Genomic DNA, 25,643 nt, shown 5'->3' on the forward strand with positions numbered 1-25,643 from the left:
TGTCTCCTTCGCTCGGGCCAGGTCCGGGGGGGTCAGGATCTCGATCATGCGGCGCCCTTCTCATGCAACCAATAACTATCCCGGCCATATTATCCCGGGGAGAGGGGTGGACGGCATCGCCGGTCGGCCGGCGGGCGGACCTCGCCGTCCGGCCCGCCTCGAAAGCGGCCCGGCTCGGCCCCGCCGGCCGCACGTGGCGATCGAGCCCGCTCGCCGTCGGCAAGGTCTCGCGCCCGGTGACGACGGCCCGCCGGAACGGCGGATCGCCGCGCGGTGAGATCTCTCCGATCTCGACCCCGTACAGGCCCTAGAATCGAGGCCATGGTCAGGTTGCCGCTCACACCCGCGGAGGTCGAGCGCGGACAGCGCCTCGGTGCCCTGCTGCGTCGCGCCAGAGGCGAACGCTCGATGCTGGACACCGCGCTGGACGCAGGTGTCTCGCCGGAGACCCTTCGGAAGATCGAGTCGGGCCGCGTGGCGACCCCCGCCTTCCCGACCATCGCGGCGATCGCCGACGTTCTCGGTCTCTCCCTCGACGAGGTGTGGGCCGAGATCAACCAGCCCGACGGCGGAGCCGAACCCACGAGACCGGGGCGCAACGCACGCGAACGGCTGGCCTCGTAGGTCTCGACCCCGCGGCCGCGTCGCGGGGACCGGCGGAAGAGAACGCGCGGGCGCGCCTCTCGGCCGACGCCCCGGTCGGCACACCCGGCCGAGGCCGTCGCGGAAGGGACGCGGGTCTGCGGCGGGGCCGGCGCGGGCGAAGGCGTGGCGCCCCGGAAAGTCGATGGGCCGTACCGAACGGATGACGGCCGTGCCGCGCATCTCCTCGGGGGCGGCGAGCCCCGGCGAACGCGCGCCCGCGACGCGAGGGCGGGGTTTCACTGGTTTCGCCAGGCTCCACCCGAACGCGAGCGGGGCGGATCCCCGCCGTTTCCGAACACGCCGATGACCCTCCCCGCTTTCGCGCGCCCCGCCGTCACCTTCTGTGATGGAGTGTTCGCTGCCTGCGGCCGCCCTGGTGTCGAAGTACGGACGCGACGACACCCGGCCGCGAAGGACACGCAGGACACGAAGGAGAGGCACATGCGAAGGACACTCATCGCCATCGTGATGGCACTGAGCACGGTGGCGGCCGGTGCGACGAGCGGCGCGGCGGACAGCGGGGCGAGCGGCACGGTGAGCCCGGTGAGGAGCGCGGCGAGCGGCACGTCAAGGAACACGACAAAGAACACAGCAGGGAGCACGGTAAGGAGCGCGGCACCGGCGGCGGCCGTGCCCGGCTTCGACGCCATCGGGCTCACCGGCAACCAGCGTCTGGCGGGCTTCGAGATCCGCTCCCCCGGCCGCGCCCGCGACCTCGGCGCGGTCAACGGGCTCGCCGGTGACACCGCGCTCGTCGGCATCGACTACCGCGTACAGGACGGCAAGCTGTACGGCGTCGGGAACCAGGGAGGCGTCTACACCCTCAGCGGGCGGGCCAGTGCGGTCAAGGTCTCGCAGCTGACCGTGCCGCTGAACGGCACCGGCTTCGGCGTCGACTTCAACCCCGCCGCCAACCGGCTGCGCGTGATCAGCGACACCGGGCAGAACCTGCGCCACAACATCGACGACCCGGTGGGCACCCCGGCGCCGGGGCAGACCGTCGCCGACGGCGCGCTGACCGGCCCGGCCCCGTCGCCGATCGTGACCGGCGTGCTGAGCGCCGGATACACCAACAACGATCTCAGCCCGGCCACCGCCACGACGCTCTTCGACCTGGGCACCACGTCCGCCCGGGTGCTCCTGCAGTCACCCGCCAACGCGGGCGTGGTGGTGCCGACCGGCAACCTGCGGGTGGCCGCGACCGGCGCGGCGGGCTTCGACGTCCACAGCTCGCTGGACAACGGCGTCACCGTCTCCAACAGCGCCTTCGCCACGCTGAAGGTCGGCGGACGCTACAGGTTCTACGGCGTCAACCTGCTCACCGGTTCCGTCAACTACAACTACGGCGCCTTCCCCGCCGGCCGGCAGGTGGTCGACATCGCCCTGCGGCTCGACCGCGGCTGAGCCGGGTCCGATCGCGGCCGCTCCCCGTCCCTGCGTCCCCACGGTCACCTCCCACGGGCGAGTCCCGCCGACTCCCACGGGCAAGCCCCATGTCCCGGCCGTCCTCATCCGTCTCGGCCTTCGGCGACCGCGTGCGGATCGCGCCGCCGCTCCGCGACGCGGCCGTCCCGTACCGGTACGGCGTCACCACACCGCACCGCACCGCTCCACTCCGCCCCGCGCGCCGGCGCGGTGCCGCCGTACGCGAAGATCCAGGGTCTTCCCAGCGCCGGAGCGGAGCGATATGACAGGGAGGCGCCGTATGTCGGGGGCGGCACGGCCATCGGACGTCGCGACGGGGAGACCACCTTGACCGTACAAGTGATCATCGAAGCAGTCGGCCGGGCGGAGCTGACGGCCGAGCGGGTACGGGAGGTGGCCGGAGCCCACCCCGCCGTGCTCGCCCACCTGGAGGGCGCCGACCCCGGGCGGCTGATCGTGGGACCCGCGGTGGCGCTCGGCCACGCCCCGGACGAGGGCGCCCCGTTCCGGGCGGGGGTGTTCGACCCGGTCTCCAACCGCGGGGTCGAGCTGCGCGGGACCCTGGACCGGCCCGAGGAGGCGCAGGTGCTGCCCAGCGCGCACCGGCCCAACCCGCGCCACGAGGAGCTGCGGGCCGCCGCGGCGATCCTGCGCGCGGACGAGCGCTTCCCCGCCGGGGACGACGTGCTGGTCTACCAGCCCATGCCGCCGCTGGCCGACCTGGACAACCCCGACGGCACCACCACCCGCCGCCCCACCCTGGGCGTCTACGACCCCTCGGGCGCCACCCGGCACCGCGTCGTCGCGGTGGACGTCGGCGCCGGTGTCGTCGACTGGTCCCCCGCCGGTGTCAGCGTCGCGATGCACCACCCGGGCGACTGCGAGTCGCACCTGCCCGTCCCCGTGGAGAGCCTGCGCGACCGGGGCGGCCCCGACCAGGTGCGGCTGCGCGTGCTCGACGGCACCACCGAGCTGTGGAACATGATCGTGGTACGGCCGCGCGCCTCGACGCCCACCAACCCCGGCGACGGCTCGGGGGTCGAGCTGAGGGAGGTGCGCCATCGGGGCAGGCTCGTGCTGCGCCAGGCCCACGTGCCGATCCTCAACGTCCAGTACGAGGAGGACGGCGTCACCTACCGCGACTGGCAGTACGAGGAGACCCGCTTCTCGGCGACCGGCACCGAGCCGGTGGGCTGGGGATGGCGCCTCTGCTCCGAGCCGCCCCGGACCATCCTGGAACGGCCCGACAACGACGCCGGCAACTTCCAGGGCGTGGCCTTCCACCACGACGGACACGAGCTGCGCATCGTCAGCGAGCTGGCGGCCGGCTGGTACCGCTACGCCTCGGAGTGGCGCCTGACCGACGACGGCACGATCAAGCCGCGCTTCGGGTTCGCCGGGGTGCGCAACCCGCGCACCTGCATGCGCCACCGCCACCACGTCTACTGGCGCTTCGACTTCGACGTGGAGGGGTCGGCCAACGACGTGATCGAGCAGTTCGACGACACCGGCTCGACCGTGCCCCAGGCGGTGCCGATCGTGCGCGAGGTCGCCCGCAAACGACGCCACCCCGCCCTGTTCTGGCAGGTCACCGACAAGACCAGCGGCCGGGGGTGGCGGATACACCCCGGCGAGCACGACAACACCACCGACCCCTACGGCGTCGCCGACCTGTGGTTCCTGCGCCACCACCCGGCCGAGCTGCACGACGGCAACACCGGCCCCGACAACCGGGCGATGCTGAACCGCTTCGTCAACGGCGAGAGCGTCAGCGCCACCAACGTCGTCGTCTGGTACGCCGGGCACTTCCGGCACGACCAGAACGACCCCGAGCCCCACCAGGGGCACGTCGTGGGCCCCGACCTGGTTCCCGTCACCTGACCGCCGGCCGGTGGAGGCGTCCAATAACCTGAGGAGCGGGCGTCGGCGATCTGGCTGCGAGCGGATGTCCGGTGGAGGTCCGCGGCTCCGACGTCTCCGGTGCCGGGCGCCACGGCGGCGCCGGCGGAGAGGAAGAGACCGTGAAATACATGATCTTGATGTACGGCTCGCAGCGGGACTACGACGCCATGGCGGGCAAGGACGGCGGCCGGCCGGCCCTGTCGCCGGAGGACTTCGCGCCGATGCACGCGTTCATGGAGGAGTTCTCCAGGGACCTGGAGGAGTCCGGTGAGTTCGTCGAGACGCGGGGGCTGGCCGCTCCGGTCCACACCCGCAGGGTGGGGTCGAAGGACGGTGTCCCGGTCGTGACCGACGGCCCCTACGCCGAGACCCAGGAGGTCCTGGCCGGCTACTGGATCGTGGAGTGCGAGAGCTTCGACCGGGCGACCGAGATCGCCGCCCGGCTGGGCGAGTGTCCCGCCCCCGGGGACATCGCCGCGAACTCCTACGCCGACGTACGGCCGGTCGAGGAGTTCCAGGGCGAAATGGCGATCTGATCGTCCCTGAGCCCGGCACCGTGCCCGGCACCGAGTTCGAGGACCTGCTGCGCCGGCTGGCGCCGCAGGTCCTCGGCGCGGTGGTACGGCGCTACGGGCGTTTCGACGCCGCCGACGACGCGACGCAGGAGGCGCTCCTCGCCGCCGCCACGCGCTGGCCCGGCGACGGGCTCCCGGACAACCCGCTGGGCTGGCTGATCACGGTCGCCTCGCGCAGGCTGACCGACCTGCTGCGCGCCGAGCAGGCGCGCAGGCGCCGTGAGGACACCGTCGCCCGGTGGACGCCGCCCGGCCGGTGGCACGCGCCCGCCGCCGACCGGCCCGCCGCGGAGTCCGACGACACGCTCATCCTGCTGTTCATGTGCTGTCACCCCTCGCTGTCGGCGGCCTCGCAGATCGCCCTCACCCTGCGGGCGGTCGGCGGCCTGACCACCGCCGAGATCGCGCGGGCGTTCCTGGTGCCGGAGGCGACCATGACCCGGCGCATCACCCGGGCCAAGAGCAGCGTCAAGGACAGCGGCGTCCCGTTCGGCATGCCCTCGGGCGCGGAGCGCGCCGAACGGCTCCGCGTGGTCCTGCACGTGCTCTACCTGATCTTCAACGAGGGCTACGCCAGCACCTCGGGGCCGCACCTGCAGCGCGTCGAGCTGTCGGCGGAGGCGATCCGGCTGGCCCGGATGGTCCACCGGCTGCTGCCCGACGACGGCGAGGTGACGGGGCTGCTCGCGCTCATGGTGCTCACCGACGCGCGCCGGCCGGCGCGCACCGGGCCGGACGGCTCGCTCATCCCGATGGCCGAGCAGGACCGCAGCCGGTGGGACGCGGCCGCCATCGCCGAGGGCGTGGCGCTCATCACCGGCGCGCTCTCCCGGGGGACGGCCGGCCCCTATCAGCTCCAGGCGGCGATCGCCGCGATCCACGACGAGGCGCCGAGCGCCGAGGAGACCGACTGGCCGCAGATCACCGCGCTGTACGAGCTGCTGATGCGGATCACCGACAACCCGATGGTGGCGCTGAACCACGTGGTGGCGGTGGCCATGGCCCGGGGCCCGCACGCCGGGCTCGGCCTGCTCGATCCGCTCGCGGCCGACGGGCGGATCGCCGCGGACCACCGGCTGCACGCGGTCCGCGCGCACCTGCTGGAGATGGCCGGTGATCACGCGGCGGCGCGTGAGGGCTACCGGGAGGCGGCCCGGCGCGCGACCGGCCTCCCCCAGCAGCGCTACCTGCACGCCAAGGCGGCACGCCTGGAGGACGGGCGGACCCCCTGAGCGAGACCGCCGGCGTCCCGGCGGCACGTGCTGAGCGGAGCCGCCGGCGTCCCGGTGCGCACGCGGACCGGCACCTGAGCGAGACCGGCCTGCGTCCGGACGTGCGAGCGGGAGGGCACGTGAGCCTGGCCGCAAGGTCCGGAGCTCTCAGGGGTCCCCGTAGCGAACAGCGCAAATCCAACGGATAGGCCTCTGAGCTGCGGTTACACAGGTTTCTGGGACGGTTGTTGATCTTCTCGACTACGGTTCGTCATGGTTCGTGTGTTCTGTGACGTACGAGGTGGTTGATGTCAACGCGGTTCCTGTCGGATGAGCAGTTGGAGCGTCTGCGGTCGTTCCCGGATATCGGACGCGAGGAGCTGAACAAGTACTTCACGTTGACGCCGCGCGAGCATGGGTTCCTGGACGCACCGGGCCGGGGCCCGGAGGCTCGGTTGGGGCTGGCCGTTCAGCTGTGTACGTTGCCGTGGCTCGGTTACATCCCCGACGACCTCCTTGAGATCCCGCAGGCGGCGCTGCTGCGTCTGGCGGGCCAGATGGCGGTGTTCCCCGGGATGCTCGAACAGTACGACCGGGTGACGCGGAAGCGGCCACAGACCCGCAGCGATCATCTGAAGGCGGTTCTGAAGTACCTGACGTGGAAGAATCCAAAGCCGGGCAGTATCCAGTGGAAGGAGCTGGAGCAGTTCCTTTTGGATCGGGCGATGGAGCACGACACTCCGAGTCTGCTGTTCCAGCAGGCGGTGGAGCACCTGCAGGCCGCCCAGGTGGTGCGGCCCGGTGTGGTCACGCTGATGGAGCTGGTGACCACGGCCCGCGCGGCGGCGGGGAAGCTGACCACTCAGAAGGTCGGGCATCTGCTCACCCGATCCATGCGGGCCGGCCTGGACGGTTTGCTGCTGGATGATCCGGAGATCGGGACGTCCCGGCTGCGGTGGCTGACGACGCCGGCGGTGGAGGCGAGTGTCCCGGCGATCGGGGTGTCGGTCGACAAGCTGCTGTATCTGCGGGGGATGGACGCCCACCAGCTGGACCTGTCAATGCTGCCCCGGGAGCGGCGCCGCTTCCTGGCCACGGTGGCCCGCCGGTCCACGGTGCAGGGCTTGGAACGGCGGGAGGAGCGCCGCTACCCGATCTTGCTTTCGCTGGTCGCGCAGTCGGCGGTCGACCAGCTGGACGAGGTCATCGCCTTGTTCGACCAGGCGGTATCGGCGCGCGAGTCCCACGCGAAGGCCAAGACTGACGAGGCCCTGGCGGAGCGGGCCAAGAGGGGCGAGGCCCGTCAGCTGCTGATGGATGTGATCTTGCCGGTGCTGAACGACCCGGGCATCCCGGACGAGGAGGTCGGCGGTCTGCTGCGCGACCAGATCGGACTCGACAAGCTCCGCGAGGTCGCCTCGGTGTCGTGGAAGCCGTTGCCCCGCGACCACGGGCGGCTGGCGGCGCTGGAGGCTTCCTACACCTACCTGCGCCGCTTCACTCCGAGGGTGCTGTCGGTGATCGATTTTCAGGGTGGGCCCGGCGCCCAGGATCTGATGACCGCGTTGATGATTTTGAAGGAACTGAACCGGACTCACGGGCGCAAGGTCCCGGCCGAGGCGCCGACGTCGTTCGTTCCGGCTCGGTACGCCGACTACCTGGCCAAGGCCCGTAAGGCTGGTGATGACACGGCGTTTCGGCACTACTGGGAGCTATGCGTGGTACTCGCCCTGCGAGACGGGCTCCGCTCCGGAGATGTGTTCGTGCCCGGCTCGCGCCGGTACGCCGACCCGGGCACCTACCTGTTCACCCCGGAGCAGTGGGAGGGCAAGCGGGCGGAGTTCTGCCAGCTGGTCCGCAGGTCCGCCACCGCGTCCGAGGCGATCGACCAGGTCAAGGAAGAATTCCACCAGGCGTTGGAGGAACTGGAGGAGACCCTGGCGAACGCCGCTCCGAACGACGTGGGCGCGGTCCGCCTGGACGAGGAAGGTCGGCTGGTCATCCCGCCACTGTCGGCCGAGGACATCCCCGCCGAGGCCAAGGCGCTGCGGGAGGAGCTGGCGGGGATGTTGCCGTTCGTGCCGATCGCCTCGCTGCTGATCGAGCTGGACGTCCGCACGAAGTTCCTGGACTGCTTCACCCATGCCGGCGGCCGGAAGATCAACCTGTCAGTGGAGACCCGCCGCAACATCCTCGCGGTGCTCATCGCAGGCGCCACCAACCTCGGACTGACCCGGATGTCGGAGGCCTGCGGCGTCTCCTACGACACCCTCGCCTGGACCCAGGAGTGGTACGTGCGGGAGGAGACGCTGCGCGAGGCCAACACGGTGCTGGTCAACCACCACTACCAGCTGGAGCTGGCCGGGAAGTTCGGTGGCGGCACCATGTCCTCCTCCGACGGCCAGCGCTTCCCCATCCGCGGCAAGTCGTTGACCGGCCGTGACATGAACATCCACGGGGGAAAGGTCTTGTCGACCTACACCCATGTCTCCGATCAGTGGTCCACCTACGGCACCAAGCAGATCGTCCCCACCACCCGCGAGGCCAACTACACCCTGGACGAGCTGCTCGGCAACGAGACCGACCTGCCGATCCACGAGCACGCGACCGACACCCACGGCGCCACGCTCGTGAACTTCGGGCTGTTCGACCTCGTCGGCAAGGCGCTGACCCCGCGGATCCGCGATCTGGGGAAGATCACGATGCAGCGGGTCGACAACCCGACCGCCACCAACGCCCTCTACCCGCACGCCGGACCTTTGCTGGCCGACCGGTGGAACGAGGATCTGATCCGCGCCACCTGGGACGACATGCTGCGGATGGCCGGATCGCTGAAGTTCGGGGAGGCGACCGCGTCCCTGGTGGTCGGGAAATGGTCGGCGGCCTCACGGCAGAACACTCTCGCAGCGGCGATCAAGGAATGGGGGCGCATCCGCCGCACGATCCATGCCGCCCGGTACCTGTCAGACCCGGTGTACCGGCGGAAGATCTCCCGGCAGCTCAACAAGGGCGAGAGCTTGCACGCGCTGCGCCGGGACCTGCACTACGCCCAGCAAGGCACGATCGTCCGGCCCCACCTGACCGACCAGACCGAGCAGTCCTGGTGTCTGACCATCCTCACCAACGCCGTCATCACGTGTTATCTGGGGCGGGAAGAAGCCGTCTGCAACGCAGCGTAAGAGGCATTTCAGGAGGTCTCACCGTTCCTTGCGTACGGATTATCTGAGGTCTCTACGCTACGCAGGGTGACAACGGGAACGGCTGCCGGTCTCTGCCGGGCTCAGCGTGTGGCGCTGCCGAGCGGGGAGCGGACGTGGACGGTGCTCGGCGCTGATCATCTTCCGATCGGACCGGCCGAAGAGTATCTGGAGTACCTGCGAGCACAGCGATGCTCGCCGAATACGGTGAAGTCCTACGCGCGGGCGCTGGCGCTGTGGTGGGACTACCTGGGGCAGTTCGAGCTCGGCTGGACACAGGTAACGCTGCAGGACTTCGGCGCGTTCTTGACTTGGCTGCGGACGGGGAACGGCCCGCAGGTTGCGCCGATCGAGCCTCATCCGTCCCGGTTCGCCGAGTCGACGATCGCCGTCCGGTTGCGGGCCGTGATCTCCTTCTATGGCTATCACCTGCTCAACGGGGTCAGCGTCGGTGCGGACCTGCGCCGGGTCGTGCACGGAGGCGGAGTCGCCTACAAACCTCTGTTGGAGCACATTGCGCGGCGGTCTGGCCGCCGCCAGTCGGTGATCCGGGTTCGTCAGCGCCGTTCGGTGCCGCCGACGTTGACGCCCGGTCAGATCGACCGGATCTGCGACGCGTGCGCGAGCTGGGACGACGACGCCCGGGAATGGCGCGGATCGGTTCGCAACCGGCTGCTGTGGTGCCTGCTCGCGGAGACCGGTTTGCGGCTGGGTGAGGCGTTGGGACTGCAGCACCAGGACTGGCACACCGGCCGGGGCGACACCCCGTTCATCGAGGTGGTCCCGCGCGAGCACCCGCACGAGGTCCGGGCCAAGAGCGGCTACCGGCGACTGTTCGTCTCCGACGATCTCGATCGTCTCTACGGCGAGTACGTCTGGCAACTCTGCGAAGCCGGCGCCGATCTGGTCACCGACAACTTCGACGGCACTTGCGTGTTCGTGAACCTGGAGCGCGAGCCGCGCTTTGCGCCGTGGCAGCCTGACAGTGTCTATGACCTGGTGGATCGTCTTCGCCGGGATCTTTCCGGGCAGGCTCCGGACGGTTGGACGCCGCACTGGTTCCGCCACACCCATGCCACCGCGCTGCTGCTTTCTGGCGTGCCGGTGCATGTGGTGAGCCGTCGGCTCGGACACGCCGACGTGCAGACCACACTAAACACCTATGCTCACGTCACCGACGATGCCGAGCTACGAGCCGTCGCTGATTGGGCGAAGCTCACCGCTGGCTGGCGGGCGATGTCCGCCGACGGCACGCAGATCGGGCCGTGCTGATGGGTTCCAAGCTGCTGCTGGAGAACCTGCGTGACACGTCCGGCAGCTTCCAGGGGCGGGTCCTGGATGCGTTGTGGTTGGCGGTTCCGGCGCGGTTTCGAACGGTCGAGCTGGCCTCTGGCGACCTGCGGCCTGAGGACGCCTCGGCGTTTTCGATCAGCCATCAGCGCGGTTTTCGGCTTCGGTTTGGGCAGTTGCCCGAGCCGATGGACCGGGAGCTGGCCTGGTGCTGCTGGCGCATGGTCGAGCTCGGCGGCCGCGTTCCGGTCGGGGCGCTCAGCTCGCTGGTCCGCTGGCTGGCTGCGACGGTCGAGGAGCATCCGCAGCTGCGCGAATCGTTGATGGCGGGAACGCCTCGCGAATGGGAACGCGCGCTTGCGGTCACCTGGGCCCGGGCCAACGGCCGCGTGCCCGGCCAGCATTGGCTGCTCAGCAGAACCACGCTGATGCGGCGGTGCTACCAGATGCTGTGGACCGCCTATGACCAGCGGCCCTGGTGGCGGCGCGAGGTCTGGGACCCCGAACTTGATCCGCAGATTCCACGCCGGGAACACGAACCGCATGGTGACCACAGCGTCTACTTCCAGCAGCTGCATCCGCTCTGGCTCCGGCATGCGACCCAGTGGTACTTCAAGATCTCGTTGGAGACCGGCGATCTGACCTGGACCACTCTGCGCTCCCGCCGATCTGGGCTACAGGTCTTCGGCGACTGGCTTGCCGGGCTGCAGCCGGCCCCGCCGCCGTGGCTGCGCGAGGATCCGGCCGCAGTCCGGTTGTTCATGCTGGACTACCTCGCCCATGTCCGCACGCTGACCGCCCGCACCGGCCCTAACCGCGGCAAGCCGCTGTCTCAACTGCGGGTGAACGACATCGTCACTGATGTCGAGAAGTTCTACGCGTTCATGACCGACCACCGCGAGAGCGCGGCGCGCGTCCTGGAGGAGCCGGGCTGGTTGAAGCTGGGCCCTTATCACGCCATCTTGTGGCGGCACGGGGAGAAGGGCCGCCCCAAGGTCCGGCCCGAGCGGCGGGAGGTCATCGACGATGCCGCCTTTTCGCAGATCATGGCCAACCTCCATCTCCTCGGCGCATCAGCCGAAGCGGGCGGGATCGACGATGAGCAGGTGATGCGGATCGTAATGCTGGTGGCCCGCACCGGCCGTCGGATCAGCGAGATCCGCATGCTCGACCGCGACCCGCTGCTGCCGCTGGACCAGCTCACCCCACCCAGCGCGCAGGACGCAGCCGACGGCGCGTTCGTCGCCAAGCTTCATTATCAGCAAACGAAGATCGAGCAGGCTCCGGACACCCTGCTGGTCGACGCCGAGATCGTTGCGATCATCCGTGAGCAGCAGCAGTGGGCCGACACCCACCTCGCGCCACGCTGGGCGTCCGGCGTGAGGGCGAAATATCTGTTCCTGGCGCACAAGATGAACCGGCACGCTGACAAGGCCTTCCCACTGGAACGAGTCCATCAGACGCTCGCCGAGTTCGCCCAGCAGCTGGACATCCGTGACAGCATCGGACGGCTGGTCGACTTCAACCGCACCCACCGCTTCCGCCACACCAAAGCCACCAGCCTGCTGAACGCCGGCGTCCCGCTGCACGTCGTCCAGCGCTACATGGGCCACCTGTCTCCGACCATGACCATGGAGTACGCCGAAACCCTCGCCGCCACGCATGAGGCCGAGTTCCTGCGCTATCGCAAGATCACCGCCGACGGCCGTGATCTGCAGACCGACCCACGAGACCTCTACGACATGCTGGAGCTGGACAAACGCACCGACCGAATCCTGCCCAACGGCTGGTGCCTGCTGCCCCCACGTCAGAGCTGCGACAAGGGCAACGCCTGCCTGACCTGCGACAAGTTCACCACCGACGCCAGCTTCCTGCCTGAACTGCGCACGCAGCAGCAACGCACCGAGCAGCTCATCACCGAACGCCGCCGCACCTTCCAAACCCGCACCGGCCAGCCGATGAGCACCGACAACATCTGGCTCGCAGGGCGCCTCCAAGAACAAGACGCCCTCGGCCGGATCATCCTCAAAATCGAGCAGACCGCTCCCGCCGATGGCGCCAGGGCCGTCCGCGGCGCGGGCGTCTCTGCTCGCACCGATGCCCAGGCCGTCCAGGCAGAGGAGAAGCGTCACGATGCGCGGTAATCCCGACAACCTACGCCGAGCTGCCGCCGCCAAGAGCACAGCAGCCGCCCAACGGGCCGAACAAGGTCTGCGCGACATGATCCGCCGCGGAGACCCGATCACCTTCCGAGCCCTGGCCCAGGCCGCAGGCGTTTCCCTCGATTTCCTCTATCGCAACGCCGAACTCCGCCGCCGCGTCGAACAGCTACGCGACCAGCAACGAGCCACTCCACAACCGACCCCTGCGTCGCCCGATCCCGACCGGCCCAGCAGCGTGGTCCGCACCCTCACCACACAACTCGCCGACCTCAAACGCCGTCACCGCGACGAAATCACCGCACTCAAACAAGCACTCGAGGCTGCGCACGGTGAGAACCTCGAACTACGCAGACGTCTGGGGCCGCGAGGAACAGGTTCCGCTCCCGACAAATGACGACCCGAGCCGACTGCTTCTACCTCCGTGACGAGACATCCTCGAGACGAGAGTCAACATCGACCGCGCACATTCACACATGGCCGTCATCGGCACCATTGAGACCAGTCGGCGCCTGCACGAGCGTCAGGCCGATTCGCCGCCGGATAACGTCGACAAGATTGATCTTCACAGTGAGGATGTCGCCGACCTCCACCTCATTACCTGCGAGTTCTGTGCTCGGCACGAGACCCTCGAAGCCGTCGTCTCTGTCCTCCACGCGGACGAAGACCCCGATCGGCGCGATTTTGGTGACCGGTCCGCTGACAAGCGATCCGATCTGCTGCTCAAGCTCAGGAAACGGATCATCCTGCAACTCCTTCAGCGACAACGCCACCCGCCCACGTTCGAGATCTATATCAAGGATCTCGGCGGTGACCTGCTGCCCAACGGAAACGACGTCAGAGGGGTGGTTGAAGCGACGCCACGACAGCTCGGGAATGTTGATCATCGCGGTGAATCCGCCGATATCAACAAAGGTGACGCCGAAGTCAGCGACCTCGATCACTGTTCCTTCGATGCGCTGACCTCGGCGCAACGTGCGCAGGAAGTTCTTCTCCAGGTTGGTAAGGGCAGGTTCTGGCATGCCCCTACGTTTTCATACGGACGCGACCGCAAGTGATCGACCTGCAAGGACAATTCTTTTCAAGATCGCAGCCCCAGATACCACGTGGACGACGGAGTACTACGCAATGGGCATCACCGAGCTGCGCGAGCAGGGCCGCGAGGTCCCCGACGAGCTGCTGTCGTTCATCGCACCAGGCCACCGAGAGAACATCAACTTCTTCGGATTCATCGAGGTCGACATCGAAGGCGAGACCGCCAAGCTCGACGACGGATGGCGGCCACTGCGCCCGACACTGGTGAACGAGGCCGGCACCACCTTCCTGCTCAACCCCTGACCTGGCGATCGTTATCTTGGGTTCGTGGCCGCTTCTCGCAGGCCAGCGCGAGATGATCTTTTCTTTCACGTGTGCCACGTTGGCTGATCTTCGCGGTGCTCAAGGTGCCGACGCCAAGAGTGGCACAGGCGTCGCCGATGAGATGGCGCAGGGCCCGGCGGCGTTGCATCATCCAGAGGGTTCCAGGCTGTCCCGCAACCAACGGTCCCGCCGACTGTAACGCTTTGCTGCTTTCGGCCCCGCTCGCGCCGGTTCAGGGGGCACTCTGGAGGCATGTCGAAGACGACGCCCGAGGCGGGGCGAGCGACGGGTTCGCGGCTGTGGCGCGGCATGGCGATCATCGCGTTGGTGGTGCTGGCGGCCTGTCTGGTGGCGGGGCTGCTGTGGTTCTTCGCCGACCCGCTGAACCTGCCCCCGAAACTGCTGGACAGTTTGGACCAGCGGGCCAGCGTGATTGGCATGTTCTCCGGCATGCTGCTGGGCGCGGCCGGGCTCGTGGTCGCGGTGCTGGCGTTGCGCGCGCAGGCCCGCGCCGGCCGCATCCCGGCCGGCATCGCCCCGCCCGAGACGGCAGCAGCCGCGCAGCAGGCTCCGCCGGTGGCGGCCGGCGACCGGTCTCCGCACCCGCCGACGCGGGCGACAACGGGGGCGACGAGCGCGCCCCGCGGCCTAGTGACACCGATGAGCCGTCCACCGGCACCGGCAAATACGTGGTGGACCTGCGGCATGCCCACGCCGTCCAAGTCGGTGAGCACCTCACCCAGCACAACACCTTCCACCCGCCCACCGACCCCGCCTGACCCGACCTGACCCCCGCAGGACACGAGGCCCCCGATGGATCCGCAGCCCGCTCCCGGCCCGCCTGCACCTCCTGCCGGGCCGTCCGCAACGCCGACCGCCGAGTCGAATGCTGAGCCGGGCGGGGACGGCCCGCAGTACGTGATCGACGCGCGTACCGCGACCGGGGTGCAGATCGGCGAGGGCAACACCCAGATCATCTACAGCTACGGCCGTCACACCTGGAGCGACACGGCGGGTGTGCCGCCGCTGGTGGACGTGCGCGGCACAGTCGACTCCCCCTACCGCGGACTGAACGCCTTCCAGGAACGCGACGCGGCCTACTTCTTCGGCCGCGAGCAGGTCACCGGCCGGCTCATGGCCCGCCTGTCCCGCCAGGCGGCGGCCGGCGGCCTGCTGATGGTCTCTGGGGTGTCCGGCGCGGGCAAGTCCTCCGTGCTGCGCGCCGGGATCCTGCCCCGGTTGCGCGGCAGCGGTCTGGACGGCGCGCCGCACGCGGCCCGCTGGCCCTGCCTGCTGTTCACCCCGACCCGGACCCCGCTGGAGGAACTGGCGGCCCGGGTCGCGGCCCTGGCCGGGACCGATGCCGGCACGGTCCGGCACGCCCTGGCCCAGGATCCGGAAGGGTTCGCCCTGACCGCCCGCCAGGCCGCCCTGCACGCCGGCGCTGCACCACCAATCCCCCCACCACCAACCCCGCCGGTGCCACACCCGCCGACATCAGAACCGGACGGGCAGGAGCCGGCAATCCCAGAACCGGATGGGCAGCGGCGGCTGGTCCTGCTCATCGACCAGTTCGAGCAGTTGTTCACCCAGTGCGCCGACGACGGCCAGCGCGCCGCGTTCATCACCGCGCTGCACGCCGCCGCCACCGTCGGGCACGGCCCCGACCAAGCACCGGCGGCGCTGGTGGTGCTGGTGGTCCGGGCCGACTTCGAGGCCCGCTGCGCCGACTACCCGCCCCTGGCCCAGGCGGTCCAGGACCGTCACCTGCTCACCGGAATGACCGAGCGGCAACTGCGCCTGGCCATCACCGAACCGGCCCGCCGGGCCAGCTCGGAGGTGGAGGACGACCTGGTCCAGACGCTGCTGCGGGAGATCCACACCCGCCAGCCCGCAGCACCCGGCCCGCCCTCCACCGCGGCGGCCGGCGGCGCCGGGACGCTGCCGCTGCTGTCCCACGCGCTGGACCAGGCCTGGCGCCACCGCACCGGCCAGCTGCTGACCCTGGCCGACTACGAGCGCACCGGCGGCATCGAAGGCGCGGTCGCCGACAGCGCGCAACGCGTCTACAACCGGCTCACCCCCGCCCAGCAGGACCTCACCCGGCAGATCTTCCTGCGCCTGACCACCACCGGCAGCGACGGCATCGACACCGCCGACCGCGTCCCCCGCGCCGCCCTGACCGACGGCCGAACCCCCGCCCAGGTAGGCGAGGTGGAGGCGGTGCTGCAGGCGTTCGCCGCCGAACGCCTGCTCACCCTGGCCGCCGACACCGTGGAGATTAGCCACGAGGTACTGCTGCGCGCCTGGCCCCTGCTCAGCGAGGAATGGCTGGCCCAAACCCACGCCGACCGCCTGATCCACACCCGGCTGCGCGCCGCCGCCGCCGAATGGGCCCCCAGCCGCGACCCGTCCTACCTGTACACCGGCAGCCTGCTGGAAACCGCCGCGCAACGCCTCGCCGACCCCGCCTTCCCCCTGCCCCTCACACCCGCCGAACACGAATTCCTCGCCGCCAGTACCCGCGCCCAGCAGCGCCGCACCCACCGCCGCCGGGCCACCAGCACCATCCTGGTGGTATTGGTCGCGCTCCTGGCCACCGCCACGATCATCGTCCAGCGCAGCCAGCAAGCGGCTGTGGATCAACGCGACGCCTCCATCGTCGCCCTGCTCAGCAAACGAAGCGAAACCACGGACGACAGCAACCCCGTCCAGGCCAAACGGCTGAGCATGACCGCCAGCAGCATCAGTGACTCCTTGAACCAGAACAGCCCCGCCGCGATAGAGGCCGAGTACAGCCTCAAGGCCGCAGCCACCCGCCCCGGAATCGCCACTCTTGTCGACCTCCCGCGCTGGGTTCTCTCGGTGGCGTTCACGTCGGATGGCCGTACCCTGGCCGGCGGCGGCGGCGACGGGACGGTGCGCTTGTGGGACGTGGCCACCGGCCGGGAAACAGCCCGGCTCACCGGCCCAGCCCAGCCCACCATCCACGAAGAATCGGTCTACTCGGTGGCGTTCACGTCGGACGGCCAAACCCTGGCCGGCGGCGGCGGCGACGGGACGGTGCGGTTGTGGGACGTGGCCACCGGCCGGGAAACAGCCCGGCTCACCGGTCACAAGGGCTGGGTCGACTCGGTGGCGTTCACGGAAGACGGCAAAACCCTGGCCAGCGGCGGCGGCGGTAGCGACAGGACGGTGCGGTTGTGGGACGTAGCCAGCGGCCGGGAAACAGCCCAGCTCACCGGCCACAAGGGTTATGTCTCCTCGGTGGCGTTCACGTCGGACGGCCGTACCCTGGCCGGCGGCGGCAGCGACGGGACGGTGCGGTTGTGGGACGTAGCCAGCGGCCGGGAAACAGCCCAGCTCACCGGCCACAAGGATCATGTCACCTCAGTGGCGTTCACGGAAGACGGCAAAACCCTGGCCAGCGGCAGCAGCGGTAGCGACAGGGCGGTGCGGTTGTGGGACGTGGCCACCGGCCGGGAAACAGCTCAGCTCGCCGACTACCAGGGCCCGGTCCACTCGGTGGCGTTCACGCGGGACGGCAAAACTCTGGCCAGCGGCGGCGAAGACGGGACGGTGCGCTTGTGGGACATGGCCAGCCGCCGGGAAATGGCCCAGCTCACCGGCCACGAGGGTTATGTCTACTCGGTGGCGTTCACGCGGGACGGCAAAACTCTGGCCAGCGGCGGCGAAGACGGGACGGTGCGCTTGTGGGACGTGACCAGCTACCAGGAAACCTATCTCACTAGCCGCCAGGACTGGGTCAACGCGCTGATACGGGACGGGTTCAGCTCGGTGGCGTTCACGCGGGACGGCAAAACCCTGGCCAGCGGCGGCGAAGACAGGACGGTGCGCTTGTGGGACGTGGCCACCGGCCGGGAAACAGCTCAGCTCGCCGGCCACCAGGGCGCGGTCCTCTCGGTGGCGTTCACGCAGGACGGCAAAACTCTGGCCAGCGGCCACCGCGACTACGGGGCGGTGCGGTTGTGGGACGTGGCCAGCGGCCGGGAAACAGCCCAGCTCACCGGCCACAAGGATCATGTCACCTCAGTGGCGTTCACGTCGGACGGCCAAACCCTGGCCAGCGGCGGCAGCGACGGAAGGGTGCGGTTGTGGGACGTGGCTAGCGGCCGGGAAACAGCCCAGCTCGCCGGCTCGGTCGACTCGCTGGCGTTCACGCAGGACGGCCGCACCCTGGCCGCCGGCGGCGACGACGGAAGGGTGCGGTTGTGGGACGTGGCAAGCGGCCGGGAAACAGCCCAGCTCGCCGGCCACCAGGACTATGTCGACTCGGTGGCGTTCACACCGGACGGCCAAACCCTGGCCAGCGGCAGCTACGACGGGACGGTGCGGTTATGGGACGTGGCCAGCGGCCGGGAAATAGTCCGGCTCGACGGCGGCCAGGGCCCGGTCGACTCGGTGGCGTTCACGTCGGACGGCCAAACCCTGGCCAGCGGCGGCAGCGACGGGACGGTGCGGTTGTGGGACGTGAGTTATCTTGTCGATACCTTGGGATTTCTGTGTGCCCAGGTGGGCCGTTCCTTTACTCAGGAGGAATGGAAGCAGTACGTGCCGGAAGGCCCGGCGTACCGAAAGATCTGCTGACTGGACATGCGCCCGGAGCCGCTCATCCATCGTAAATGCCCCCGAGGCCCTCAACCGGACCATCAGCTGACCCAGTCACGCACATCGCTGCGAACTGCATCACCTACCTGATCGCGCATCACAACACGCCCCCTGCCCAGAGCGTTGCAGCGGGGTGCTGCACCTTTTATAGAGGTCAATCGCCGCACTGAACTCATCTGAACACCGGACAGTGCTCAGGCACGCCTACTCAGGCCTCCGTGCCGGCAGAGGATCGGCGATACCGGGCAACCCTCACGCTCACCGCCGACGCCACCACTTTGCTGTACGTGATAATGGCCTATTATCACGTACATGAGCGTTGAACGATCTTCGCCGGGCTGGGGATCCGCCCTCGCGGCCGGTGCGCGACTCGGGCACGTTATCCGGTACATCGCTCCCGTGTCGGGCGGCGAGCGGTGAGCGCGGCCAACGCGAAGGTCACCGCGCTACGCGGCACCGCGATCAACCTCGGCGACGCGGCCGACGAATTCCTGTCCACCCACCGGGTCGCCAACGACAACACCCGCCGCGCCTACGCCTCGGCCATCGACCGGACCATCGCCGCGGTCGGCGGCCGCGAGCGGCTCCTGGCCGACGTCGCCGACACCGAGATCGGCGATGCCCTCACCATCTTGTGGGGCGGATGCGCGCCGGCCACCTGGAACCGCAACCGCGCCGCCGTCTCCTCCTGGCTCACCTGGTGCGCCACCAAGAAGAGATGGGCGGCGCCGTCGGTCCCCGCCGACGTCGAACGTCGCCGCGAGAGCGTCGACCACACCAAGGCCGTCGCCAAGACCAAGCTGGAACGGCTGCTGTCCCGGCGCGACCTCCCGCTGCGGGACAAGACGCTCTACCGGATGCTGTACGAGACCGCCGCCCGCGCCTTCGAAGTCCTCTCGTTGAACGTCGAGGACCTGGACCTGGAGAACCGGCGCGCGCCGCTGCGGTCCAAGGGCGGCGACATTGAGTGGGTGTACTGGGACGCCGGCACCGCCCGCCTCCTACCCCGCCTGCTCCGACTGCCCAACGGCCACCCCGACGGGCTTGTCCGAACGCGCGGCCCGCTGTTCCTCGCCGACCGACGCCCTGTCCCCGCCCGGCGTCCCAGCCCCGAGCACATCTGCCCCCACACCGAACGACCCCGTTTGGGCTACGACCGGGTGCGCGTGCTCATGGAGCGGCATCTCGGCCTCGACCCGCACCAGCTGCGCCATTCGGCCGCCACCCACCTGGGCGAACAGAAAGTGCCGCTCCAACTCATCATGGCCAAGACCCGCCACAAGAACCCCCGCACCGCCATGCGCTACACCCGCCCCGGCGGCGAGGCCGTGGCCGAGATCACCAGCATCCTCGCCCCGCCACGCCGAACCCACTAACCGCAGGTCAGATCCATATCCGTTGGATTTTCGCTGTTCGCTACGGGGACCCCTCTCAGGCGGACCGGTCGCGGCGTTCGGGGCCGCGCTCGGGGTGGCGGCGCGGCACCAGTGTCGGGTTGACGGTGCCGAGCACGGTGTCGCGGTCGATCACGACGCGGGCCACGTCCTCGCGGCCCGGCACCTCGTACATCACGTTGAGCAGGATCTCCTCAAGGATCGCGCGGGTCGCGCGGGCGCCGGTGCGCCGCAGCAGCGCCTGGTCGGCGATCGCGCCGAGGGCCCCCTCGGTGAACTCCAGCTCGACGCCGTCCATCTCGAAGAGCCTGCGGTACTGCTTGGTCAGGGCGTCGCGCGGTTCGGTGAGGATCCGCACCAGCGCCGCGTGGTCCAGCGGCTGGAAGGTCGCCACCACCGGAAGCCGGCCGACCAGCTCGGGGATGAGCCCGAACCTCAGCAGGTCCTCGGGCATGACCTCCGAGAGGACGTCCCGCTCCGGCGCGGCGCGGAGCGGGGCGCCGAACCCGGCGCCCTTGTGGCCGGTCCGGGACTCGATGATCTGTTCCAGGCCGGAGAACGCGCCACCGGCGACGAACAGCACGTTGGTGGTGTCGATCTGGATGAACTCCTGCTGCGGGTGCTTGCGCCCGCCCTGCGGCGGCACGCTCGCGACAGTGCCCTCCAGGATCTTCAGCAGGGCCTGCTGCACGCCCTCGCCGGAGACGTCGCGGGTGATCGACGGGTTCTCGCCCCTGCGGGCGATCTTGTCGATCTCGTCGATGTAGACGATGCCGGTCTCGGCCTTCCTGACGTCGTGGTCGGCGGCCTGGATCAGCTTGAGCAGGATGTTCTCGACGTCCTCGCCCACGTAGCCCGCCTCCGTCAGGGCGGTGGCGTCGGCGATCGCGAACGGGACGTCGAGCATCCGGGCGAGGGTCTGGAGGAGATGGGTCTTGCCGCAACCGGTCGGGCCGACCAGCAGGATGTTGGACTTGCCCAGCTCGACCGGCTCCCCGCCCGAGGCGTGCCGCGCGTCCGGGCGCACGCGCTTGTAGTGGTTGTAGACCGCGACCGCGAGGGATCTCTTGGCGTTCTCCTGCCCGACGACGTACCGCCCGAGGAACTCGTGGATCTCCCGCGGCTTCGGCGGCCCGCCGGGCCCGCTCCCGGAGGAGCCCGAGGTCTCTCCGAACTCCTCCTCGATGAGCTCGTTGCACAGCTCGACGCACTCGTCGCAGATGCAGACGCCGCCGGGGCCCGCGATGAGCCTCATGACCTGTCTCTGGCTCTTCCCGCAGAACGTGCATCTCAGCGGGGCGCCGCGGTCACCGGTGCGTGCCATGGGAAAGCGTCTCCTCGACGGTCGTACGAAGCAGGGGGCGGGGCGTTTCAGAGGGTCACGAGTAGTGAGGCCAGGCGCCAGGTGCCCGGGTCGGGGGCGCGTCCGGCGTTCTCCGGGGCGAGGGCCAGACCGGGAAAGCGGCGCAGCAGCGCCGTGAGCGCGACCTCGGTCTGCACGCGGGCCAGCGAGGCCCCCAGGCAGAAATGCGGCCCGTGGGCGAACCCGAGGTGTCCCGCCGTCGCGGTGGACCGGCCCAGGTCGAGCAGGTCGGGGTCGGCGAACGCGCGCGGGTCGCGGTTGGCGGCGGCGATCGCGGCGGTGACGGGCTCGCCCTTGCGCACCAGCGTGCCGTGCAGCTCGACGTCCTCGCGCGCGTAGCGGGGGATCGACAACAGCGTCGGGCCGCACCAGCGCGTCAGCTCCTCGACGGCGCGCGGCATGAGCCCGGCGTCCTCGCGCAGCGCGGCGAGGTGGCCGGGGTGGGTGAGCAGGACCTCCACGGCGTTGGCGATGAGGTTCGTGGGTGTCTGCCCCGCCATGACCAGGTGCCAGACCATGGTGACCAGCTCGGTGTCGCTGAGCCGGTCGCCGTCGTCGGCCTGGGCGCGGATGAGGTCCGACAGCAGGTCGTCGCCGGGTTCGGCGCGTCGGCGCGCGACCGCCGCCCTGGCGCCCTCCATGATGCCCGGGATGGCCTCGGCGAACCTCTGGCCGCCGCCCCCCACGACGGTGGCGCCGTACTCGCGCCAGCGCGGGCGGTCGGCGCCGGGAATACCGACCAGCTCGCAGATGACGTCCATCGGCAGCGGCCGGGCGAAGTGCCCCAGCAGGTCCACCACGCCGTGCCGGGCCTGCTCGGCCTGCTCGGCCTGCTCGGCCAGGCCGGGCAGGTCGTCGAGCAGGGCGTCGACGATGGGCTCGATCCGCGGCCGGAACTCGGCGGCGCGGCGCGCGCTGAACGCCGGCGACACCAGCCTGCGCAGCCGCAGGTGCTCGGGCCCGTCCATCTCACTCATGGTCCGCATGTAGGGCAGGCAGTCCTCGGGCACGTCGGGCCGCATGAAGCTGGCGGCGTTGATCTCGAACCGCGGATCGCTCAGCATCGCCCTGACGTCCTCGTGCCGGGTGAGGGCCAGCATCGGGCCGAAACCCGGGGCCACCAGCCGCGCCAGCGGCGAGACCTCCCTGGCGCGCCCGTACGCGGCGAAGGGGTCGCGCAGCACCTCGGCGTCGGTGAGGTGGATCTCGGGGACCTCGGGAGCCGCAGGGGTCTCGGAGACCTCAGAAGCCTCGGAGGTCTCCGAGACCTCAGGAGCCTCGGAGGTCTCGGGGACCTCAGGAGCCTCGGGGACGCCGTTCACGTCCTGGCCGGCAGCGGTCATGGATCCTCCTGAATTTCAGATGATGTAAACAGATGATCCCGTCATCTGAGTGGTCACGGTATCTTGGATCCGGATCGACGGCAACGCGGTGACGAGGGGGACGATGACCCGGCTCAGCAGGGCGCAGCTGCAGGAGCGCAACCGCGCCAGGGTGCTGGCCGCGGCGGTGGAGGAGTTCGCCGAGCACGGTTTCCGCGACGCGAAGATCGACGCCATCGCCGAGCGCGCCGAGCTCACCCGCGGCGCGGTCTACTCCAACTTCCCCGGCAAGCGGGCCCTGTACTTCACGGTCCTGGCCGACCTCGCCGAGCGCGCCCCCGAGCCACCGAACCCGGAGCCGAGCCTCACCCTCCGCGAGGCGCTCGGCGCGCTCGCCCGTGCCTGGCTGGCCCGGCTCCCCCTGACCACCGACGGGCAGCACGGCCTGGCCAGGATCGGCGTGGACCTGATGCCGGAGATCCTCGCCGACGAGCGGACCCGGCGGCCGTTCACGCAGCTGACGAAGCTGAACGCGCTCCTGCTCGGGCTCGCCCTGGAGCGCCTGCGCCCGCCCGCCACCCCCGACGGCCGCCTGACGCGCGTGGCCGAGGCCGCGCTCACCACCCTGCACGGCGCGAGCCAGCTGGCCGCCGCCGCCCCCGGCTTCACCGACCCCTTCACCATCGTCGGCGCCTGCGAGCGGCTCGCCGACCTCGACCTCGACGACAGGTGGCCGTCCACGCCGTGGATCCCGCGGGCCAGACCCGCCGACGAGGCGTGGTCCCCGCCGCCCGCGCCGGACGCGGTACGCGCCGAGGCCGCGCGGCTCACCGGCGACGGCGTGGTGGCGATCCTCGGGCTGCACCGCCTCGAAGCCGCCGAGGAGGCGGTACGGGCCGCACCGCCGGATGCCGCGGTCACCGCCGTCCTGGTCACCGGCGACCCCGACGAACTGGCACCGCTGGCCCGGCTGGTCGTCGCCGACTTCTGCGGCTGCCTGCGCCAGGCCTTCCCGCCCTCGGCGTGGCCGCGCCTGCAGGTGGTGCTCGACGGCTCGGGCACACTGGCCGCGGCGGCCGGCGTCCCGGCCGTCAGCGACGCGACCGAGGCCGCCGTCCGCGTCGAGGCGGGCCGGATCGTCGTGCGCGCCGACGGCCGCGGCGCGTGCCACACGGCGGCCTCGACACCGGGTGAGGCCGTCGCGGGCGAGGCCGCGCGCCCCTCGGCACCGGCCCCGGGGCGATGAGGCCACCGGCACCGAAGTCCGGTCCGGCACGGGCCCTCGGGTGACGAGGCCGCCGGCACCGGGTGAGCCGCCCGCCCCGGGACGGTGAGGCCGCCGACACCGGAGTGGTGAAGTCACCGGTATCGGAGTGGTGAGGCCATCGGTGTCGGGACGGTGAGGCCGCCTACGCCGCCGGGGCCGCCCGGCGCCGAGGCGCCGGCGCGCTCACCGGAACCTCGGGGGCCCGGCCAGAGAATTCGCCGGCTGAGGCATCATGTACGGTCACCTGTGACCTTTTCTCCCTCCTCCTCCCGTCGGCGAGGCTGATGCCCTCCCTCGACGCCGTCCAGTGGCTCATCCTGCTGGCCGCCCTGTTCCTGGTGGGCTTCTCCAAGACCGGCGTCTCCGGCACCGGGACGGTGGCGGTCGCCCTCTTCGCGCTCGTGCTGCCGACCAGGCAGTCCACCGGTGCGCTGCTGCCGCTCCTGCTCGTCGGCGACCTGGTCGCCGTGGCCTCCTACCGGCGCCACGCCGACTGGCCGAGGCTGATCAGGCTGTTCCCGTGGGTCGCGCTGGGTGTGGTCGCCGGAGCCGTGGTGGTGCGCTGGGTCGACGACGCGCAGATGAGACGGCTCATCGGGGCGATCCTGCTGGTGATCATCGCCGTTCACCTGTGGAACCGGCGCCGGGCGCCGGAGGACTCGCTCGCCCATCGCCGCCCGGTGGCCGCCCTCGCGGGCGCCTTCGCCGGCTTCGCCACCATGACGGCGAACGCGGCCGGCCCCATCATGGCCGTCTACCTCCTGGCGGCGGGCCTGCCGATGCTGGGCTTCCTGGGCACCAGCGCCTGGTTCTTCCTGACGATCAACGCCTTCAAGGTGCCGTTCAGCGTCGCGCTGGGCCTCATCACCCCCGCCACCCTCGTCTTCGCCGCGCTGGGCGCCCCGGCGGTCCTCGCCGGAGCCGCGATCGGCCGCGTCGTCATCGGCCACATCGACCGCACGCTCTTCGAACGGATCACGCTGGGCCTCACGCTGCTCGCCGCGGTGCGCCTGCTGCTGTGACGCCGTGCCCCGCTCACCCCTCGGGGTCGCGGGCCAGCACCGTCCGGCCGCCGTCGACGGGCACGGTCGCGCCGGTGATGAAGGCCGCGTCGTCGGAGAGCAGGTGGACGATCGCGGACGCGACCTCCTCGGGACGCGCCACCCTGCCGATCGGGTGCAGCAGGGCCATCTCCCGCTCCACCAGGGCGGCCTCGTCCGGCCCGCGCGAGCCGAGGAACTCCGCGTAGCGCTCGGTGTCGACCGAGCCCGGCGCCACGGCGTTGACCCGGATCCCCCGCGGCCCGTACTCGACCGCGAGCGCGCGGGTCATCCCCTCCATGGCCGCCTTCGCCGTCACGTACGGCAGGCAGCCCACCACCGCCTGCCGGGCCTGGTGCGAGGAGACGTTGACGATCGCCCCCGGCGTCGCGGCGGCGAGGAAGCGGCGGACGGCGGTGGCACACCCCACGACGGCCCCGTCGAGGTTCAGCGCGATCAGGTCGAGCACCTCCCGCGCGGTGGCGGAGTGGATCGAGGCGTCCCTGAAGACGGCGGCGTTGTTGACCCACCCGGCGAGCGGGGCGAGCTCCTGGGCGACGTCGGCGGCGCGCCCGGCGACGGCCTCGTCGGCGGCGTCCCCCACCACGGCGGCCAGGCGCGGCCCCGCCGGGTGGCCGGCCGTCCAGTCCAGGGCCGCCGGATCGAGCTCGATGGCGACGACGGCGCCACCGTCGCCGAGCAGCCGCTCGACCACCGCCCTGCCGATCCCCCGGCCGCCACCCGTCACCACGTACGAACCGTTCACGTTCTCCCCCTCTCCGCGGACCGCCGCGGATCCGCGCTCGCGCCGGTCGCGGTGACCGGCGAGGAACCCGGGGGCGCCCGCCGCCCTGCGGCGCACGCC

The 25,643-nt window shown here is 70.6% G+C and carries 19 protein-coding genes; 15 read left to right on the forward strand and 4 right to left on the reverse strand.

Annotated elements, in window-relative coordinates; genetic code table 11:
- Positions 1-321: 321 nt before the first annotated feature.
- The 9 genes from ACFFRH_RS42115 (at position 322) to ACFFRH_RS42155 (ending at position 12,801) form a co-directional block, all read left to right on the forward strand.
- On the forward strand, positions 322-624 hold the full coding sequence (locus tag ACFFRH_RS42115; RefSeq protein ID WP_386163666.1) for a helix-turn-helix domain-containing protein: 303 nt from the start codon (positions 322-324) through the stop codon (positions 622-624).
- Positions 625-1,086: 462 nt separating this feature from the next.
- Positions 1,087-2,049, forward strand: coding sequence for a DUF4394 domain-containing protein (locus tag ACFFRH_RS42120; protein WP_386163668.1), 963 nt, complete (start codon positions 1,087-1,089; stop codon positions 2,047-2,049).
- A 348-nt stretch (positions 2,050-2,397) separates the two neighbouring features.
- Entirely contained in the window at positions 2,398-3,951 is a 1,554-nt protein-coding gene (locus ACFFRH_RS42125; RefSeq protein ID WP_386163670.1) for a hypothetical protein, read from the forward strand.
- A gap of 149 nt (positions 3,952-4,100) precedes the next feature.
- Positions 4,101-4,508, forward strand: coding sequence for a YciI family protein (locus ACFFRH_RS42130; RefSeq protein ID WP_386163701.1), 408 nt, complete (start codon positions 4,101-4,103; stop codon positions 4,506-4,508).
- A 20-nt stretch (positions 4,509-4,528) separates the two neighbouring features.
- Complete coding sequence (locus ACFFRH_RS42135) at positions 4,529-5,779, forward strand: RNA polymerase sigma factor (RefSeq protein WP_386163672.1); 1,251 nt, start codon at positions 4,529-4,531, stop codon at positions 5,777-5,779.
- Positions 5,780-6,066: 287 nt separating this feature from the next.
- The gene (locus tag ACFFRH_RS42140; RefSeq protein WP_386163674.1) at positions 6,067-8,937 is read left to right on the forward strand and encodes a Tn3 family transposase; all 2,871 of its coding nucleotides are present in this window, start codon (positions 6,067-6,069) and stop codon (positions 8,935-8,937) included.
- Positions 8,938-9,003: 66 nt separating this feature from the next.
- A complete protein-coding gene (locus tag ACFFRH_RS42145) occupies positions 9,004-10,227 on the forward strand; it encodes a tyrosine-type recombinase/integrase (RefSeq protein WP_386163676.1) in 1,224 nt (407 codons plus the stop codon).
- A complete protein-coding gene (locus ACFFRH_RS42150; RefSeq protein ID WP_344750053.1) occupies positions 10,227-12,389 on the forward strand; it encodes a tyrosine-type recombinase/integrase in 2,163 nt (720 codons plus the stop codon). The genes ACFFRH_RS42145 and ACFFRH_RS42150 overlap by 1 nt, the downstream gene beginning before the upstream one ends.
- On the forward strand, positions 12,379-12,801 hold the full coding sequence (locus ACFFRH_RS42155; protein WP_344750037.1) for a DUF6262 family protein: 423 nt from the start codon (positions 12,379-12,381) through the stop codon (positions 12,799-12,801). The genes ACFFRH_RS42150 and ACFFRH_RS42155 overlap by 11 nt, the downstream gene beginning before the upstream one ends.
- 73 nt (positions 12,802-12,874) lie before the next feature.
- On the opposite strand, the gene ACFFRH_RS42160 is transcribed toward ACFFRH_RS42155, so the two are convergent.
- Positions 12,875-13,426: a S1 RNA-binding domain-containing protein gene (locus ACFFRH_RS42160; RefSeq protein WP_344750036.1), complete on the reverse strand. Its 552-nt coding sequence runs from the start codon at positions 13,424-13,426 to the stop codon at positions 12,875-12,877.
- A 106-nt stretch (positions 13,427-13,532) separates the two neighbouring features.
- On the opposite strand from ACFFRH_RS42160, the gene ACFFRH_RS42165 reads away from it, so the two are divergent.
- The 4 genes from ACFFRH_RS42165 (at position 13,533) to ACFFRH_RS42180 (ending at position 19,768) form a co-directional block, all read left to right on the forward strand.
- Positions 13,533-13,742 (forward strand): hypothetical protein, encoded by a 210-nt coding sequence (locus tag ACFFRH_RS42165; protein ID WP_344750035.1) that lies wholly within the window; start codon positions 13,533-13,535, stop codon positions 13,740-13,742.
- Between the two features lie 273 nt (positions 13,743-14,015).
- Positions 14,016-14,552 (forward strand): hypothetical protein, encoded by a 537-nt coding sequence (locus tag ACFFRH_RS42170; protein WP_344750034.1) that lies wholly within the window; start codon positions 14,016-14,018, stop codon positions 14,550-14,552.
- A gap of 24 nt (positions 14,553-14,576) precedes the next feature.
- The gene (locus tag ACFFRH_RS42175; RefSeq protein WP_386163681.1) at positions 14,577-18,371 is read left to right on the forward strand and encodes an nSTAND1 domain-containing NTPase; all 3,795 of its coding nucleotides are present in this window, start codon (positions 14,577-14,579) and stop codon (positions 18,369-18,371) included.
- A gap of 437 nt (positions 18,372-18,808) precedes the next feature.
- Positions 18,809-19,768: a tyrosine-type recombinase/integrase gene (locus ACFFRH_RS42180; protein ID WP_344750032.1), complete on the forward strand. Its 960-nt coding sequence runs from the start codon at positions 18,809-18,811 to the stop codon at positions 19,766-19,768.
- A gap of 55 nt (positions 19,769-19,823) precedes the next feature.
- On the opposite strand, the gene clpX is transcribed toward ACFFRH_RS42180, so the two are convergent.
- Positions 19,824-21,110 (reverse strand): ATP-dependent Clp protease ATP-binding subunit ClpX, encoded by a 1,287-nt coding sequence (gene clpX / locus ACFFRH_RS42185; protein WP_344750031.1) that lies wholly within the window; start codon positions 21,108-21,110, stop codon positions 19,824-19,826.
- A 47-nt stretch (positions 21,111-21,157) separates the two neighbouring features.
- Complete coding sequence (locus ACFFRH_RS42190) at positions 21,158-22,492, reverse strand: cytochrome P450 family protein (protein WP_344750030.1); 1,335 nt, start codon at positions 22,490-22,492, stop codon at positions 21,158-21,160.
- Between the two features lie 103 nt (positions 22,493-22,595).
- Between ACFFRH_RS42190 and ACFFRH_RS42195 the strand changes: the two genes are divergently transcribed.
- Together ACFFRH_RS42195 and ACFFRH_RS42200 are read left to right on the forward strand one after the other, a co-directional pair.
- Positions 22,596-23,717, forward strand: a complete 1,122-nt coding sequence (locus ACFFRH_RS42195; RefSeq protein WP_344750052.1) for a TetR/AcrR family transcriptional regulator — start codon at positions 22,596-22,598, stop codon at positions 23,715-23,717.
- A 305-nt stretch (positions 23,718-24,022) separates the two neighbouring features.
- Complete coding sequence (locus ACFFRH_RS42200) at positions 24,023-24,760, forward strand: sulfite exporter TauE/SafE family protein (RefSeq protein WP_344750029.1); 738 nt, start codon at positions 24,023-24,025, stop codon at positions 24,758-24,760.
- A gap of 13 nt (positions 24,761-24,773) precedes the next feature.
- On the opposite strand, the gene ACFFRH_RS42205 is transcribed toward ACFFRH_RS42200, so the two are convergent.
- A complete protein-coding gene (locus tag ACFFRH_RS42205) occupies positions 24,774-25,640 on the reverse strand; it encodes an SDR family NAD(P)-dependent oxidoreductase (protein ID WP_344750028.1) in 867 nt (288 codons plus the stop codon).
- Between the last annotated feature and the right edge of the window lie 3 nt (positions 25,641-25,643).

Origin of the sequence: Streptosporangium vulgare, assembly GCF_042428775.1 — a bacterium.
In the GTDB taxonomy this organism is placed as follows: domain Bacteria; phylum Actinomycetota; class Actinomycetes; order Streptosporangiales; family Streptosporangiaceae; genus Streptosporangium; species Streptosporangium vulgare.